The organism is Streptococcus mitis, assembly GCF_013305725.1.
GTDB lineage: Bacteria > Bacillota > Bacilli > Lactobacillales > Streptococcaceae > Streptococcus > Streptococcus mitis_BO.
In genome coordinates, this window is sequence record NZ_CP047883.1 from 2,025,967 (window position 1) to 2,039,989 (window position 14,023).

The 14,023-nt window shown below is 42.7% G+C and carries 13 protein-coding genes; 3 read left to right on the forward strand and 10 right to left on the reverse strand.

Features of this window, described 5'->3' with window-relative positions; translation table 11 throughout:
- Positions 1-39: 39 nt before the first annotated feature.
- On the reverse strand, positions 40-1,548 hold the full coding sequence (gene glpK / locus M594_RS09740; RefSeq protein ID WP_173876686.1) for a glycerol kinase GlpK: 1,509 nt from the start codon (positions 1,546-1,548) through the stop codon (positions 40-42).
- Positions 1,549-1,707: 159 nt separating this feature from the next.
- On the reverse strand, positions 1,708-3,135 hold the full coding sequence (locus M594_RS09745) for a helix-turn-helix domain-containing protein (protein WP_173876687.1): 1,428 nt from the start codon (positions 3,133-3,135) through the stop codon (positions 1,708-1,710).
- Between the two features lie 164 nt (positions 3,136-3,299).
- Here M594_RS09745 and hslO point away from each other — a divergent pair, with 164 nt between their 5' ends.
- Together hslO and dusB are read left to right on the forward strand one after the other, a co-directional pair.
- On the forward strand, positions 3,300-4,172 hold the full coding sequence (gene hslO, locus M594_RS09750; RefSeq protein ID WP_004235754.1) for an Hsp33 family molecular chaperone HslO: 873 nt from the start codon (positions 3,300-3,302) through the stop codon (positions 4,170-4,172).
- Positions 4,159-5,139, forward strand: a complete 981-nt coding sequence (dusB, locus tag M594_RS09755) for a tRNA dihydrouridine synthase DusB (protein ID WP_000183308.1) — start codon at positions 4,159-4,161, stop codon at positions 5,137-5,139. The genes hslO and dusB overlap by 14 nt, the downstream gene beginning before the upstream one ends.
- Before the next feature lie 70 nt (positions 5,140-5,209).
- Here dusB and M594_RS09760 read toward each other — a convergent pair whose 3' ends face one another.
- Complete coding sequence (locus tag M594_RS09760) at positions 5,210-5,893, reverse strand: hypothetical protein (RefSeq protein WP_173876688.1); 684 nt, start codon at positions 5,891-5,893, stop codon at positions 5,210-5,212.
- Positions 5,894-6,172: 279 nt separating this feature from the next.
- On the opposite strand from M594_RS09760, the gene M594_RS09765 reads away from it, so the two are divergent.
- The gene (locus M594_RS09765) at positions 6,173-6,403 is read left to right on the forward strand and encodes a hypothetical protein (RefSeq protein ID WP_023947307.1); all 231 of its coding nucleotides are present in this window, start codon (positions 6,173-6,175) and stop codon (positions 6,401-6,403) included.
- A gap of 73 nt (positions 6,404-6,476) precedes the next feature.
- Here the strand turns inward: M594_RS09765 and M594_RS09770 are convergent, their stop codons facing one another.
- The 7 genes from M594_RS09770 to M594_RS09800 form a co-directional block, all read right to left on the reverse strand.
- Positions 6,477-7,250 carry an NUDIX domain-containing protein gene (locus M594_RS09770; protein ID WP_173876689.1) on the reverse strand — a complete coding sequence of 258 codons (774 nt, stop codon included), beginning with the start codon at positions 7,248-7,250 and terminating at the stop codon, positions 6,477-6,479.
- Between the two features lies 1 nt (position 7,251).
- Positions 7,252-8,031 carry a nicotinamide riboside transporter PnuC gene (pnuC, locus tag M594_RS09775; RefSeq protein ID WP_173876690.1) on the reverse strand — a complete coding sequence of 260 codons (780 nt, stop codon included), beginning with the start codon at positions 8,029-8,031 and terminating at the stop codon, positions 7,252-7,254.
- A gap of 9 nt (positions 8,032-8,040) precedes the next feature.
- Entirely contained in the window at positions 8,041-9,099 is a 1,059-nt protein-coding gene (locus tag M594_RS09780) for an AAA family ATPase (RefSeq protein WP_173876691.1), read from the reverse strand.
- A gap of 147 nt (positions 9,100-9,246) precedes the next feature.
- Positions 9,247-11,679 carry an ATP-dependent Clp protease ATP-binding subunit gene (locus M594_RS09785; protein ID WP_173876692.1) on the reverse strand — a complete coding sequence of 811 codons (2,433 nt, stop codon included), beginning with the start codon at positions 11,677-11,679 and terminating at the stop codon, positions 9,247-9,249.
- Position 11,680: 1 nt separating this feature from the next.
- Entirely contained in the window at positions 11,681-12,139 is a 459-nt protein-coding gene (locus M594_RS09790; protein WP_173876693.1) for a CtsR family transcriptional regulator, read from the reverse strand.
- 118 nt (positions 12,140-12,257) lie between these two features.
- On the reverse strand, positions 12,258-12,986 hold the full coding sequence (locus M594_RS09795) for an ABC transporter ATP-binding protein (RefSeq protein ID WP_173876694.1): 729 nt from the start codon (positions 12,984-12,986) through the stop codon (positions 12,258-12,260).
- On the reverse strand, positions 12,986-13,993 hold the full coding sequence (locus tag M594_RS09800) for an ABC transporter substrate-binding protein (RefSeq protein ID WP_004255331.1): 1,008 nt from the start codon (positions 13,991-13,993) through the stop codon (positions 12,986-12,988). The genes M594_RS09795 and M594_RS09800 overlap by 1 nt, the downstream gene beginning before the upstream one ends.
- Positions 13,994-14,023 lie beyond the last annotated feature (30 nt).

Below are 14,023 nucleotides of genomic sequence, written 5' to 3' on the forward strand. Positions count from 1 at the left end.
TTACACACTTTCTAACTGAGTCGCTTTATTCTTCCAGTATTAGTCGTCTACTTCCGCAAAGACTTGGGTTGCTTTCACAGCCTTCTTCCAGCCCTTGTAGAGTTGTTCCTTGCGCGATTCGTTCATAGATGGTTCAAAGAGTTCTCCTGTCTCGTTCAAGAGTTTCAACTCATCCAAGTCCTTCCAATAGCCCACTGACAAACCTGCTAGGAAGGCTGCCCCTAGAGCTGTTGTTTCCAAGTTTTTGGCGCGTGCGATATCGATTCCCAAAATATCAGCTTGGAACTGCATGAGGAAGTTATTCATGGCTGCACCACCATCTACCTTCAAGACTTGGATAGCTGTCTGCGCATCCACTTGCATGGTATCGATGATATCACGGACTTGATAAGCGATAGATTGCAAGGTTGCCTTGATAAAGTCTTCTTTACTTGTTCCACGAGTCAAACCAAAGACAGAACCACGAGCGTTTTGGTTCCAGTATGGAGCACCTAGACCTGTAAAGGCTGGAACGACATAAACTTCATCGTTGTTGTGAGAATCACGAGCGTATTTTTCAGATTCTGGTGAATTTTCAACCATGCGAAGACCGTCACGAAGCCACTGAATAGCACTTCCTGCGATGAAGATTGAACCTTCCAAGGCATAGTAAACCTTGCCGTTAATTCCGTAACCAATCGTTGTCAAGAGGTTGTTTTCAGACAACTGCATCTCTTCCCCAGTATTCATGATGATGAAAGAGCCTGTTCCGTAGGTGTTTTTAACCATCCCAGGTTCAAAGGCCAACTGTCCAAAGAGGGCTGCTTGTTGGTCCCCAGCCATACCCGAGATTGGTACTTGTCCACCGTAGAAATGGAATGGAGCTGTCTGACCGTAAATTTCAGAGTTAGAACGAACTTCTGGCAGCATAGCCTTAGGAATATTGAGGATTTCCAAAATCTCATCATCCCATTTGAGTTCTTTAATGTTATAAAGCATGGTACGAGCTGCGTTGGAATAGTCGGTCACGTGAGCTGCGCCGTCAGTCAATTTCCAAACCAGCCAAGTATCAATGGTACCAAAGAGCAATTCCCCTTTTTCTGCTCGCTCTTGAGCGCCCTCTACATGGTCCAAAATCCAACGAACCTTGGTAGCAGAGAAGTAAGCATCGATGATCAAACCAGTCTTTTCATGGAATTTTTCCACATAACCTTGGCTTTTTAGTTGCTCAGCCAAAGGTGCTGTCTGACGTGATTGCCAAACGATAGCGTTGTAGATAGGGAGCCCTGTTTTCTTATCCCAGACAACCGTTGTTTCACGTTGGTTGGTAATCCCGATTGCCTCAATCTGACTTGGTTTCACACCACTTTCGATGAAAGCACCCGCAATAACTGACTGAACAGAGTTCCAAATTTCATTGGCATTGTGCTCAACCCAACCTGCCTGAGGGAAAATCTGAGTGAACTCTTTTTGACTCGAGCTAACTTTTTCTCCTTTTTTGTTGAAAATAATGGCACGAGAGCTTGTAGTTCCCTGGTCAATGGCCATGATGTATTTTTCTTGTGACATGTGCTGTCCTCCTGATAATGATCTTGAGGATGTCTCCTCTTTACAGTAACTAGTATACAAAATAAAGCGCTTTCTTGTTTATCAACTTTTTTTAATTTTTAAAAAAATGTGAGGAGATTGTGTAAATTTCACAAAAAAGACCTGGAACAACCAAGCCTTTTAAGTGAATAATAACTGACGAATCCCTGCCAAATCTTCCAAATCCAAGTCGTTTTTTAAATAATAAACTGGGGTCTGTTCCTTTTTATGAATCGGGTTATTGGTAACCAGCAAATCATAATGCCGAGTTCGGTCATAGGCTTCAATGGTGATAAAACGATTGTATTCCAAATACCGTTTTAAAATGGCTGCCATCCTTGAAAAGACAAGAAAACCAGATGTCAAATCCAGACCAATCCGCATATGTTGACCACCATTTTCAGCCATATATTCGATTAACTGCAGCCATTCCCAGAGAATTTTCTTATCTAAATCTGTCCCCTGCTGAAAGGCCGGTAGAGCATGAAAAATCTCCTCTGCCGTTCCCCTAAAATCATGTTCCATCAGCAAATAAGGATGACGATTCTCTAACTGGTACTTGTAGCGATCCTGTAAAATATAGCCCTTATAGAGATAGACTTGAGCACAAAGCTGACTGAGTTCATAGGTAACGTGATCCTCTGTATAATCACCCAGCAACTCCTCCTTCTTCATTTCTTGAATCAATTGCGTCAGTAAATCTGCCAACTGCCCTCCAAAACCAAGGATATATTCCATAGTATGAAGAGGAAGGATACGATGAGACAAGAGGAAAGAGAAGAATATCATCATCTCACCATCCTCAGTTCCTAGTGGAATATGTTGCCCAGCAAAAAAAGACGAGGCCTTTCTCAACAAACGAAGGTAGAAAATATTGTCAAAATACCCTCGCATTTTCTCTTCTATGACTTGAAACTGACAGGCATTGACCCGAAGACGCTGTTGACTGATATGATCCCAGAGAACCAAATCCAATTTCTGCCCCGAAGACAAACTTGCACCGCAGATTTCTTCTAGTGTAGCAATCTCCTGTTTTCTCTCTGGTTTCTGCATATGGCCTTCCCATTCCTGACTCGACCAGACCTTGCGGAAAAGACAGAAATAGAAATAGCGAATCTGATGCTCTGGACCTCGCCAACGTCCATTTTGAATAGATAAATCAAATTCTGACAAAATCTGATTTAAGCTAGCTAAGTGACGACCCAGCGTAGCCTCGCTAATCATCAATTCTTGAGCCAGCTGATGGGCTAAAAACTGTTGGTGGTAGAGAAGATAGACCAAAATCTGATATTTAACAGCATTCTCCAAAAACAAGCTCCGAATATCTCTTCCCTTGGTAGTTGCACCGATCGATAGACGCAGATTTTCATCTTCTAAATGAATAGTCAGCTCTATGCCACTATCCAAAGCCTTGTCATTGAGCAGGGTGACATATTTGGTTAGGGTTGCTTTTGAAAATCCTGTTTCCTCCATTACAGCCTTGACAGTCGTCTGAGACTCTTGTGATAGAAAGGAAAGGATTGAAAATTGACCAGATTCGGCCTTTTCCATCAAATCTCCTAAATACATTTGTTACCCCTTTCATTTTCTACCTTAAGCATAGCATAAATCTTACAAATGCTGAAATAATCTGTTTCTCTTTTTATTTTCATGCTGATTTCCTAGTCCATTATCCTAAAAATCAACAAACACACGGCTCCCCCTTTGGGCATTTTTATGCTAAAATAGTAGCTATGGATAAAATTATTAAAACTATATCAGAAAGCGGAGCCTTTCGTGCTTTTGTCCTTGATAGCACAGAAACCGTCCGCACTGCTCAAGAAAAACACCAAACCCAAGCTAGCTCAACTGTAGCGCTTGGTCGAACCCTTATCGCTAGCCAGATTCTCGCAGCCAATGAAAAAGGAAATACTAAACTAACAGTTAAAGTTCTTGGAACGAGCTCTCTAGGGGCCATTATCACGGTCGCAGATACCAAGGGGAACGTCAAAGGCTATGTTCAAAATCCTGGTGTTGACATCAAAAAAACTGCAACTGGTGAAGTGCTAGTCGGACCTTTTGTTGGCAATGGCCAATTCCTCGTTATCACAGACTACGGTACTGGAAATCCTTACAACTCTATGACTCCCCTTATCTCTGGAGAAATTGGTGAAGACCTTGCCTTTTACCTGACTGAAAGCCAACAAACACCTTCAGCAGTCGGCCTCAATGTCCTTTTGGACGAGGAAGACAAGGTCAAGGTTGCAGGCGGTTTCCTAGTCCAAGTCTTGCCGGGAGCCAAGGAAGAAGAGATTGCCCGTTTTGAGAAACGCATCCAAGAAATGCCAGCTATCTCGACCCTTCTCGAAAGTGAAGACCATATCGAAGCCCTCCTCAAGGCTATCTACGGGGACGAGGCCTACAAGCGTCTTTCTGAAGAAGAAATCCGTTTCCAATGTGACTGTAGCCATGAACGCTTTATGAACGCTCTTGCCAGCCTTCCAAGCTCAGACCTACAGGAAATGAAAGAGGAAGACCACGGAGCAGAAATCACTTGTCAATTCTGCCAAACTACTTACAACTTTGATGAAAACGACCTGGAGGAACTCATTCGTGACAAATCTTAATACACCTTTTATGATTGGCAATGTTGAGATTCCCAATCGTACCGTTTTAGCACCCATGGCTGGTGTGACTAACTCAGCCTTTCGTACCATAGCAAAAGAGCTCGGAGCTGGACTCGTTGTCATGGAAATGGTTTCTGACAAGGGAATCCAATACAACAACGAAAAAACCCTGCACATGCTTCATATTGATGAAGGAGAAAACCCAGTTTCTATCCAACTTTTTGGAAGTGATGAAGACAGCCTAGCACGCGCAGCAGAATTCATCCAAGAAAACACTAAGACCGATATCGTGGATATCAACATGGGCTGTCCAGTTAACAAAATCGTGAAGAACGAAGCTGGTGCTATGTGGCTCAAGGATCCAGACAAGATTTACTCGATCATCAACAAGGTCCAATCTGTCCTTGATATCCCACTTACTGTCAAAATGCGTACCGGCTGGGCGGATCCATCTCTGGCAGTAGAAAATGCCCTCGCTGCTGAAGCTGCGGGTGTTTCTGCCCTTGCTATGCATGGCCGTACCCGCGAACAAATGTATACAGGTCATGCAGACCTTGAGACCCTTCACAAGGTCGCTCAAGCTTTGACCAAGATTCCATTCATCGCCAACGGTGATATCCGTACTGTCCAAGAAGCCAAACAGCGTATCGAAGAAGTTGGTGCTGACGCAGTCATGATTGGCCGCGCTGCCATGGGAAATCCTTACCTCTTCAACCAAATCAATCATTACTTTGAAACAGGAGAAATCCTACCTGATTTGACCTTTGAAGATAAGATGAAAATCGCCTATGAACACTTGAAACGTTTGATTAACCTCAAAGGGGAAAACGTAGCCGTTCGTGAATTCCGCGGCCTCGCTCCTCACTACCTCCGGGGGACATCTGGCGCAGCCAAACTCCGTGGAGCTATTTCACAAGCTAGCACTCTGGCAGAGATTGAAGCCCTCTTGCAGTTGGATAAGGCTTAAAAGTTTAAAACCCGTAACTCTCTTAAAGGTTACGGGTTTTTGATTGTAAAAATTCAAATACTGAGGATTATTATTGACTCAAAGCAACACTGGAAACCTTACCATCCGCTCCTGTTGTAATTTGGATGATTTTTCCTCCACCAATTTTGGCATTATACTTACCATCATCAAGAGTATAAGAATAGCCTTTGATAGAGTAATTTTCTTTCTTTCCATCAGAAGATTCTACTGTAAATTGACCACCTGATGAAACTGTGATGGTTTCGCCATTTGCTCCCTTCCAATTGCCCGCTGCAGCTGAGAAATCACCATCTACCATGGTTAAAACACCCTTGTAGCGTTTATTTTGCTCTGCTTGTTTGTCTTGAAGTTTGCGGTCAGTTGTAGGATCATAGCTTGATTGGTTAGATTGGGCTTGAGGAGCTTGTTGAGTTGAAGGAGTCTGAGCAGGAGTTTGTTGACTAGCCACTTCTTGACCTTGTCTTTGCTCTGGTGCAGGTGCCGCTTGTGATGGCGTTGCAGTTGCTGAAGATTGATCAGTAGACGCCTTAGCCTTTTCAGATGAAGCTGAACTTGAGGACTTCTGAGTCTTGCTTTCTTTGTTAGAAGAAGTTGCTTTAGAACTTGATGACTGGCTTGTCTTAGCAGAACTGCTTGCTTGAGTTGTTTCCTTTTTATTTCCACAAGCTCCTAATAGCAAGGTAGAAGCCAATACAGTTGCTGCCATCAATTTGATATAGGTTTTCTTTTTCATTTTTCTACTCCTTTGTAACGTTTTAGAAATATAAAGAAATCTTTTTGTAATATAATTGTAACATTCAAATTTGAATATGTCAACAATTTATCTAAACTATTTTAAAAATCTTAAATAATTTAGATACATTTACTCCTCCTACTCTTCTATTCGTAATAAAACAGAAAAACAGGAGATTTTCTTATTAAAAATTTGAATTCGTTTTTTGTGTAATCGCTTGCAACTTTAACTGCAAATAAATATAATAACATTGAAATAGAATATAGGAGGTGCACTCTTATGCTAAATAAGTATTATAAGTATCTTCCTTGGTTGATTTTGGGAGCAATTGGCTCTTATCAATCAGCCGCTTACTATGCGCGAACTGCATTTGATGTGTTTTATCTGACTACAATCTTTTTGATTGTTTATATCGCTTTGTTATTTTTACATGAGAACTATCTCAAGTATCGATACAAAGACTTCTTTACTCACCTGTTGAGTAATTCTAAGAAAGATAGCCATCCCTAAAAACAGTCGCAACAGCAAAACCATTTCATGATGGTACATAAAGAGGTCGGGAACTTTGTCCCGGCCTCGTTTTTTATTTCAGTCGATAGGTTTTTCTTGGTTTCTTTTTAGGTACTCGTTTGAGCCCGACCTCTTCTACGTACTCGCCATATTTTACGAGAAAGTTATTGCTGACGATTGGACGACCGGGGTTGATGAGATTGACCAGTTCAGTCCCTTCGTAGACAGTGAACTCCTCCTCTAGCAGATAGAGGAAGGTTGGGTTCCAGTCGAGACGGCCTTGGATTCGTTTGATGGATTCTTGGATAATGGCATAATGGTCAAAAGCGAAGGCTTGCTCCTCCAACTCTACTCCCTCTAAGAAGCACTTGCCCGTCTGAAAATCGACATCTACAAAAACCACATCCTTGGCATCGTCTCCTGCTTGAACAAGTTCTAATGCACGACTAGGCAAATAAACCAAGTGGGCAATGGTCACTGTCCAGCCCCGTGGGTCACGGCCGGGGGTCGATACGGTCATCAATTGCTCGATTTTTTCCAAAGGAAGATCGAGATTAACTTCTTCTCTCACCTCACGCTGACAGGCATGCGCAGCATCTTCGCCCTTGTCCATAAATCCTCCAACTAAGGCCAAACAATTTTGATATGGATGAGCCTTGCGACGAATTAATAAGAGCTTGATCTTTCCTTCGACAAAGCAGTAGGCTACCATATCCACCGTCACACTTGGTTTTTCGTATTGAGGAAGTTCCTGCTTGTAGTACCAATCCAAAAACTCCTCCTGACTGGCATGAATTTCAAAATATTCTTTTTCCGTCATCCCTGCTGGAATCATCGTGTCCGTCATTTTATGCCTCCTTACGAACTGCCTTGGTCCATTGGTACCAACCTACTAGACTATTGAGTGTGTAAACCCAGTACATCCCTTGAATATGGATATTTTCACCCCACCAGAGGTAGATACTAAAGAGATTGGTTGCAATCCAGAAAATCCATTGCTCACGATAGAGACGTGTCATCAAGAGCTGGCCGACACCATTGGTCGCATCGGTAACACTATCACGGAAAGGGCGAGCACTATGGATACTTTGGTAAGCTAAGCCCATACTAATCCAGATGATAGCAGTTAAGGCTAAGTACTTGAGCCAGTCAAAAACAGATAATTTCTTAGCTTCAAAGTGGGATTCTTCTGCTTTTTCTTGGTCATTGATACGATTTGATAACCAAGCATAGAGACCAATCGGCTGCATGACAAAGAAGTAAACGGTCGTCAAAACTTCGCCATAAAAAGTCGCATTCATAGCCAAAATCAAATAGATAGCAGAGTTAATGGCCCCAAAGAGATAATTGCTTGCACGCCCTTCTGCTACCAAGATAACACAGACAATCCCAGTCCAAGATGCAAACAAGCTCATCCAGTCATGACTTTCTGTATTTTGCGTGAATTCCAAGATCAAGGGAACACTTGACAGGACAATAAGATACAACCACTGGAAGAGGCTACGGCCGACAAAGAGATCTTTCCAGAGCAGGTTCATGATTCCTGCAAAACCGATCTTGCGGGCTTCCGCATGGACATTTTTAAAGTTTTCGATAAATTGTGTGATTTTTTTAGTTAGTTTTTTCATATTTTTCTCCTAATCTGCTTGGTAAATGGCATCAATAGCCACTTTTGCTGCCTCATAATTTCCTAGATAATCTTCTGCTAGATAAACTAGTGGAATGTTTGCTAAGTAGTCCTCCCTAATCTGGTCCAAATGCTGGGAAAAACTATGACGAATATGGTCTTCTGCCATGGTCATATCTCTAAACCCATCATTGACATAGGAGCCGACAGGTTGCACAAAGAGAATCAAGTCCCATTTTTCCTTAGCCAAGATAGAGACAAAGAGATTGTCAAAGGTTTCTCCTGATAAGTCCCCTTGGTCCTCGGTCTCCATGTAATAATCATAGTAGCCCTTGGTTACTAAGGAGTTGGTGTCTGCTATCACCAATCCCCTATTGGCATTACTGTCGATTAACTTAGAGGTTTGATCATACTGCCCCAAAAGGAGATAATAATAATCCTTTGGAGTCAATTCATCGTCGCGGACATTGTTTTTAATCTGGTACTCACGTGCGTATTCCAGGCTGACTGGCGCATCGTAATACCTTGCCAAATCCTTGGCCAGAGTGGTCTTCCCATTGCTGGCACTTCCCATAATCAGCACCTTCTTTGTAAACTGACGACGGAAGGGTTGAGCGATATATTTCCAATATTTGCTTGGATTTTCTCGAATCATAGTCGCTGAGATACCAAACTTTCTTTCTTTCAAGACAGTCTCAAAGCCATGATTTGATAATTCTTGCTGGTAGTCTGCTTCTCCCACAAAGAAAATTAGTTCTTGCTGGGTTTCATCATAGGAAATCTCCGCAAACATCTGATTCAACCACTCCTGCCAGCCCATAGGGTAACGGGGAAGATTAGTCTCATCCAACTTGCAAACGGAGGTCAACTCGTCATCACGAAAGGCCTCTCGGATATAGCGGAATCTTTTTTGAAGCGTTAAGCCTACCTGTTCCCCTCTGTCGCCCTCATAACCTGAAACGACAACCCAGACCTGGTCACACTGCCGTTTGGCTCGCTGGATTAGATCGATATGTCCTTGATGAAGCGGAGCAAAGGTTCCAAATACCACTGCTGTTTTCTTTTTCATAAACGCATTACCTTTTTATGATTTTTGATATTTTTATTATCTATGTTTTTATTATAAACTATATTTTTGTTTTGTCAATAGTTTTTTATTGTTTTTTATAAAAAAGTAGCGAAAAAGAGAACCAAGATTGCTCTTGATTCTCCATTTTTATGCAATATCAAATTTTAACTGGCCTGCTTTAACACCAATCTTAAGTGTGCTGCCTGCCTCTAATTCTCCCTTGAGAAGAAGTTCTGCCAACTTGTCTTCCACTTCTGTTTGCAGGGTTCTGCGAAGTGGACGAGCTCCCATCTCTGGGTCATATCCTTGATTGGCCAACAATTTCAGTGCGGAAGCTTGTAATTTCAAGTCAATACCTTTTTCAGCCAAACTTGCCACTAAAGGTTTAACCATAATTTTCACCACTTCCTGCATATGGTCGCTAGACAGGCTATGGAAGACCACCTTTTCATCAATACGGTTGATAAACTCCGGCCTATAAGCTTTTTTCAGCTCTTCAAACATGCGTTTTTCCATATTTTCCTGGTCAAAACGAATGTCCTTAGCTCCAAATCCGACAGTCTTGTCATCACGAAGGGCTGTCGCACCAAGGTTTGACGTCATGATAATAATGGTATTTGAAAAGTCAACCTTGCGCCCCTTGCTATCTGTTAAGACCCCATCATCCAAGACCTGCAAGAGAACATTAAAGATGTCTGGGTGGGCCTTCTCTACCTCGTCAAAGAGGAGAACAGAGTATGGTTTGTTGCGAACTTTCTCGGTCAACTCCCCACCTTCTTCATAACCCACATAACCCGGAGGAGCTCCGTTGAGACGGCTGGCTGCGAATTTCTCCATATACTCACTCATATCAAAGCGGATAAGAGCTGATTCGTCGTCAAAAAGAACTTCTGCCAGAGCCTTGGCCAATTCGGTCTTACCGACACCTGTAGGCCCTAGGAACATAAAGGAACCAATCGGACGCTTGTGACTGCGAATCCCTGACTGGTTGCGGCGAATGGCACGGCTAATGCTTGAAACTGCTTGATCTTGACCGATGACACGTTTGTGCAATTCAGCTTCCAGATTCAGATATTTTTTAGCATCAGTCTGGGTCAGTTTTTGGACTGGAATACCTGACAAGCGACTCAAGGTAGTCAAAATATCAGACTCTGTCACCAAGTCTTTATAGACAGGCACTTCCTCTTCTTTTGCGATTAGCTGGGCTGCCTGTTTCCACTTGCCATCCATCAAGGCCTTGTCAGCTGGACTTAAGCCAGAATCATCTGCTGTTACATGCTTAGCCTTATTTTGCACTGTTGCTGCTGCTTCATCTAAGAGGTCAATAGCAGAATCTGGCAAGTGACGGCTAGTCAAGTAACGATGGGCCATCTTGACAGCTGTTTCAACCGCTTCATCTGTGATTTGCACACGGTGATGTTTCTCATAAGTCACCTTCAAACCTTGCAAAATGACCATACTGTCGGCCACACTTGGCTCTTCGATCGTCACTTTGGCGAATCGACGAGAAAGGGCCGCATCTTTTTCGATGTGTTTTTGGTATTCTTCCTGAGTGGTCGCACCAACCGTTCTCAAAGTTCCACGCGCCAAGGCTGGTTTCAAGATATTGGCCGCATCCAGAGTCGAATCAATTCCACTCCCAGAACCCATGATGGTATGAAGTTCATCGATAAAGAGGATGACTTGCCCATCTTCCTCAATATCCTTGATGATATTGTTCATGCGTTCTTCAAAGTCACCACGGAAACGTGTCCCTGCAACGACATTCATCAAATCCAGCTCTAACACGCGCATCTTAGCCATTTCCACAGGTACATCCCCACTAGCAATTCGCTGGGCAAGACCAAGCGCCAGAGCAGTTTTCCCGACACCAGCATCTCCAACCAAGACAGGATTATTCTTTGTCTTCCGACTCAATATTTGAATCATACGCGAGATTTCCTTGTCCCGACCGATGACTGGTTCTAACTTGCCAGAACGCGCTTGCTCTGTCAAATCATGCGTATAGTCCTCGAGACCACCGCTCGGAGTCTGCGGCATGCCCATCATATTGGCCATAGAATTTTGCTTGTCAGCTACTGTACGATGACGTTGACGTAAAGCCTTGAGGTCTTCACGAGTCCAACCTGCACGTTCTTCTAAATTTCGACGAAGGGCAGCAATCTTGACCTGATCTTTCTTGTCTTCATAAGAAAAACCAGCCCTCTCCAAGATACGAGTCGCCAAGGCATTGCCATCATGCAAAATCGCATAAAGGAGGTGCTCTGTCCCTAGCACCTTAGCATGGACCACTGACGCTACATACTCTGCTTCGTCAAAAAGAACCTGCAAACGATGGGAAAACGGCAATTCCGTAAAAGTTTCATCCTGGCTATAGTCTGTTTCAGTCAGTTCCAAAGCCACCTCTTCTAAACGGTCCATCTCATATGGATAATCATTTAAAGTCGCCCCTGCCACACTATAACTGTGATTGGACATGGCAATCAACAAATGCCAAGACTCTAGATAACGAGCTCCAAAATGGCCAGCAACCATGTAGGCACTTTCGATACATTCATTCAACGCTTTTGAATAGTTCATCTTACTTCCCTTTTCTATCTACCTCTTGTATGACCTGTCGTAGCATGTTTGCTCGAAGGACTGGTGCTTCTTCTCCTAGAACGCGATCCAAAGCTACTGCTACCAGCAAATTCATCTCCTGCTTGCTCATCAATTCCTGCTCAACCAAAAGCTGTAGAATATCCTCATAAATTTCTTGACTGATCCGCTCACCAATTGAGTAAAGCAGCTCCTTGAGCATTTCATGATGACTAGAAAACTCAATCCGTCCTATACGAATATAGCCTCCGCCACCACGCTTACTTTCAACCAAGTAGCCCCTACTTTCCGTAAAGCGTGTCTTGATCACATAGTTAATCTGACTGGGAACAACCTGAAAAGTATCTGCCAACTGACTCCGTTGCAACTCCACAATTCCAGATTGATCTAAAATCGCCTTGATGTAGGCCTCAATATGATCCGATGTATTTTTAAATCTCATTACAAACCCACCTCTCTCTTTAAACCTTGACTATCTTTGACTATTATACCGAAATTTTCTCATTTTTAAAAGAAAAAGGGCGCTGGTAAAGGATAATCTTCACCAACTCCCTATTTTTCTACTTATCTAAGCCTAATTCTGCCAAGATTTGACGTTTGTAGGCAATTTTTTGAACTTCCTTGTCCTCATCTTCAGACCAATCTAGTTTAATTTCTGAAACAATCTGCCCAGGGCGATTTTTCAAGATATAGATACGGTCGCTGAGATTGAGGGCCTCCTCAATACTATGCGTAATAATCAGGGTCGTCAATTGCAACTGCTTGTGAATCTCCAGATACCAAGCATGGAGTTCCATCTTGGTTATCTCATCCAAGGCGCTAAAGGCCTCATCTAAGAGAAAGAGCTTGTGCCCGAAAAGGTAAGTCCGGAGTAAGGCTACACGCTGGCGCATCCCACCACTGAGTTCATGAGGGTATTTATCTCTTACAGCTGTCAACTGGAAGGTCGCAAGAATTTCATCTGCGCGAGCAATAGCTTCTGCCTTATCCACCTTTTGAATCAAGAGGGGCAGAATGATATTACCAAGCACCGTCTTGTGCTCCAAGAGCAGATCCTTTTGTAACATATAACTCACGCGCCCCTTGGGATTTTCTTCACCATCAAGGACAATTCTCCCTGACTGAACTTCTAAAATCCCCGCAATTAAGTTGAAAAGCGTAGTCTTACCAACACCACTTGGGCCTAGGATAGAAACCACTTCACCTGAAGTCACTTTCAGATTGATATCCTCTAAAATCCTATCTTGTCCGTAGGCATAACTGACGTGTTCTAGTCTTATTTCTGTCATTATTTCACAAATTCGTTGGTGAAGCCTTTGTCTGTCAAGTCTTCTTTAAGGATACCATTTTCTTTATCCCATTTGTAGAAGGCATTCCAGCGAGCTGCATCAAATTGCCCCCATTTTTCCTTGTCGCTTGCGTATTCTTTTGACAAGTATTTTTGAGATTCGATGACAAAGTCACGTTTTTCCTTGAGTTCAGGTGCATTTTTGATGAGGATATCAGCTGCTTCCTCTGGATGCTCCATAGCATATTGGTATCCTTTTTTGATAGCTTGGATGACTTTACGTGCTTCTTCTTTGTTGTCTTTGAGGTAGTCGTTGTTAGCAATGATGACTGGTGAGTAATAGTCAAATTCTTTAACGTAGTCTTTCAAGTACATAAAGTTAGCATCTACACCTTGAGATTTGGCAAGGATACCATCCCATCCGTAGTAGATCCATGCAGTATCAAATACTCCATTGGCAATCGGTGTAATTGAGTTTGAGTCGTTATTTGGTACTTTTTCAACCTTCTCAAAGTCCCCACCTTGTGATTCTACCAAGGTTTTCAACATAGCAAGTTCAGTTGGGTCATTCCAAGTTCCGTATTTCTTACCAACCAAGTCTTTTGGACTAGCTACATTGTCAGATTTACGAGAGATGATTCCTGATGTATTGTGTTCTACGATAGCTGCAACGGCAGTAATTCCTGCCCCTTTTTCCAATTTTTTAGCCATATAGTCTTGGAAATAGACTGCAAATGGTGCCTTACCGTTAATAACCAAGTCAGAAGAACTTTCTTCTGGTGGCAATTTCAAATCAACATCCACCCCAGCTTCCTTGAAGTAGCCTTTTTCCTTAGCCACATAAAGCCCTGTGTGGTTGGTATTTGGTGTCCAGTCTAGGATAAAGTCAATCTTCTTAAGTTCTGCTTCTTTGTTGTCCTTGGAAGCAGTTCCTTGACCACAGGCCACAAGCACAACAGCTACAAGAGCTGTTAAAACAGTTAAAAACACTTTCCATGTTTTTTTCATTTTGATTTCCTCTTTTCTTTTTCCGAAACA